This window comes from Streptomyces sp. NPDC059080 (genome assembly GCF_042739975.1).
Taxonomy (GTDB): Bacteria; Actinomycetota; Actinomycetes; order Streptomycetales; family Streptomycetaceae; genus Streptomyces; species Streptomyces benahoarensis.
Genome location: NZ_JBHYGX010000005.1, coordinates 22,935 through 25,931, shown reverse-complemented (window position 1 = coordinate 25,931; position 2,997 = coordinate 22,935). Strand labels below are relative to the sequence as shown.

The window sequence follows — 2,997 nt, the reverse complement described above, 5'->3', positions numbered from 1 at the left end:
CCCTCCACCCCTGGGTGGAGGGACACCCCTCGGCGCGCCCGGTGGCGCTCAGGTGTCGATGCGCGACCTGTCCAGTGTGGACGCGGAGTTGGTGATGAACTCCTTGCGCGGGGCGACCTCGTTGCCCATGAGGAGGTCGAAGGCCCGCTCCGCCGCTTCGAGATCGCTGATGTTGATCCGGCGCAGGGTGCGGTGGCGCGGGTCCATGGTGGTCTCGGCGAGCTGGTCTGCGTCCATCTCACCGAGGCCCTTGTAGCGCTGGATACTGTCCTTGTAGCGGATCTTCTTCCGCTCCAGTTCGAGCAGGGTCTGCCGCAGTTCGTTGTCGGAGTAGGTGTAGAGGTACTTCTCCTGCCCCTTCTTGGGGTTGGTCAGTTCGATGCGGTGCAGGGGCGGCACGGCGGAGAAGACCCTGCCCTGTTCGACCATGGGCCGCATATAGCGCTGGAAGAGCGTCAGCAGCAGGCACCGGATGTGCGCGCCGTCGACATCGGCGTCGGCGAGGAAGATGACCTTGCCGTACCGGGCGGCGTCGATGTCGAAGGTGCGGCCGGAGCCTGCCCCTATGACCTGGATGATGGCGCCGCATTCGGTGTTCTTGAGCATGTCCGAGACGGACGACTTCTGAACGTTGAGGATCTTGCCACGGATCGGCAGCAGCGCCTGGAACTCGGAGTTCCGGGCGAGCTTGGCGGTGCCGAGCGCCGAGTCGCCCTCGACGATGAAGAGCTCGCTGCGCTCGACGTCGTCGCTGCGGCAGTCGGCAAGCTTGGCGGGCAGCGAAGAGGACTCCAGGGCCGTCTTCCGGCGCTGTGCCTCCTTGTGCTGACGTGCGGCGATTCGAGTGCGGGCCGCAGCGACGACCTTCTCCAGGACGGCGCGGGCCTGCTGCTTCGCGTCGCGCTTGGTGGACGTCAGGAACGCCTTGAGCTCCCGGCCGACCACCTGGGCGACGATGCGGGAGGCGGCGGAGGTGCCGAGCACCTCCTTGGTCTGGCCCTCGAACTGGGGCTCCGCGAGCCGCACGGTGACGACCGCAGTGAGCCCCTCCATGGCGTCGTCCTTGACGACGTCGTCCTCAGCGACGCGGAGCAGCTTGCTCGACCGCAGCACCTCGTTGACGGTCTTGGCAACCGACCGCTCGAACCCGGAGACGTGGGTGCCGCCCTTGGGCGTCGCGATGATGTTGACAAAGGACCTGACCGTCGCGTCGTACCCGGTGCCCCAACGGAGCGCGATGTCGACGCCCAGCTCGCGGGTGACCTCGGTGGGGGTCATGTGACCGCGGTCGTCCAGGACGGGCACGGTCTCCTTGAAGGTGCCGTGTCCGCTCAGCCGCAGGACGTCGCAGACGGCCTTGTCCTGGGCGAGGTACTCGCAGAATTCGCTGATGCCGCCGTCGTAGTGGAAGGTCTCTTCCGTGGTGGAGGCACCATCGGTGCCGCGTTCGTCACGGACGACGAGGGTGAGCCCGGGCACCAGGAAGGCGGTCTGGCGGGCGCGGGCGTACAGCGTCTCCAGGGAGAGCCGGGCGTCCTTGAGGAAGATCTGGCGGTCGGCCCAGTAGCGCACCCGGGTGCCGGTCTTCGTCTTGGCGACGCGCTTGCCCTTGACAAGGCCGTTGCCCGGGTCGAAGGGGGCCTCCGGGCCGGATGCGGTGAAGGCCCCAGGGACGCCGCGGCGGAAGCTGATCGAGTGCGTCTTGCCGTTGCGGTCGACCTCGACATCGAGGCGGGCGGAGAGGGCGTTGACGACGGAGGCGCCGACGCCGTGCAGACCACCGGAGGCGGCGTAGGAGCCGCCGCCGAACTTTCCGCCGGCGTGCAGCTTGGTCAAGACGACCTCGACGCCGCTGAGGCCGGTTTTCGGCTCGACGTCGACGGGGATGCCACGGCCGTTGTCGCGGACCTCCACGGAACCGTCGGCGTGGAGGATGACGTCGATGCGGTCGCAGTAGCCGCCGAGCGCCTCGTCGACCGAGTTGTCGATGATCTCCCACAAGCAGTGCATCAGGCCGCGACTGTCCGTGGAGCCGATGTACATGCCAGGGCGTTTGCGGACGGCCTCCAGCCCCTCCAGGACGAGCAGATGCCGCGCGGTGTAGTTGGATCCGTCCCGGTCAGCCCCGGTCAGCACTGCGGTGGACGGCACGGACATCTCGGCGGTCACGCGGTTCGCTCCTCGCTGAATTTCTGGCAGTCCGCATTCCGCGGACTCGGTTGTGGCGGTAACGCCGGTCAGAGCGTACCGAGGCCAGGTAGAGCCGATGTGACGCCACCCGTCCGCACGCTCATGGTAGTAGAATTTCGATCGTTCGTTCGATCCCTCGATGGGGTGAAGGCCACGTGACGTGAACATCACGTTCCCTTCGAGGCATGAACCATTTAGGCTCCGGGCACGTCCTCATCAACGACCGGCAAGCCAGCCGGGAGGACGCACCCAGCAACCGTGAATCGAACCATCGAGCAATACGGCTCATTCGCCGCCACCCGGCAGCACCCGGCCAGCCTCTCGAAGATTTTTTTCGAGGAAAAGGCACGAGCGGGAACGTTTTCGGCCTGGTTGGATGTTGACCCTGGTACGACAGCTCGTCGAGCTAGAGAAGAGGCGACGTGACTACTGTTCTGACACCCGCGAGCCCGCTGACGGCCGCTGACCGCTGCGACCGCTGCGGCGCCCAGGCATACCTGCGCGTCGTCCTGATGTCCGGCGGAGAACTGCTCTTCTGCGCCCACCACGGTCGCAAGTTCGAGCCAGAACTCAAGAAGATCGCCGCGGAAATACAGGACGAGACGGAGCGGCTGACCGCCCCTTCGGCGTCTGCGTCCGATGAGGAACGCTGACACATCGCATCCACGACGACGAGCGAGTAGCGGCCCAGGCCGTGGCGGGGGGGGGGGGGGCGCGCGCCCCCGCGGGGGGTCGCCCCCCACCCCGTAAGAAAGACGAGGCGCGCGCGCGGCGGGCGCGGCGGGGCGGGCGCGGGCGCGCGCGCCC

2 protein-coding genes are annotated in these 2,997 nt (G+C 67.5%); one reads left to right on the top strand and one right to left on the bottom strand.

All coding sequences use genetic code 11. From position 1 onward, the window contains the following. Positions 1-48: 48 nt before the first annotated feature. Positions 49-2,169, bottom strand: coding sequence for a type IIA DNA topoisomerase subunit B (locus tag ACFWWQ_RS05200; RefSeq protein WP_384590366.1), 2,121 nt, complete (start codon positions 2,167-2,169; stop codon positions 49-51). Positions 2,170-2,612: 443 nt separating this feature from the next. Between ACFWWQ_RS05200 and ACFWWQ_RS05195 the strand changes: the two genes are divergently transcribed. After that, positions 2,613-2,843 (top strand): hypothetical protein, encoded by a 231-nt coding sequence (locus ACFWWQ_RS05195; protein WP_384590364.1) that lies wholly within the window; start codon positions 2,613-2,615, stop codon positions 2,841-2,843. The last annotated feature ends 154 nt before the right edge of the window (positions 2,844-2,997 follow it).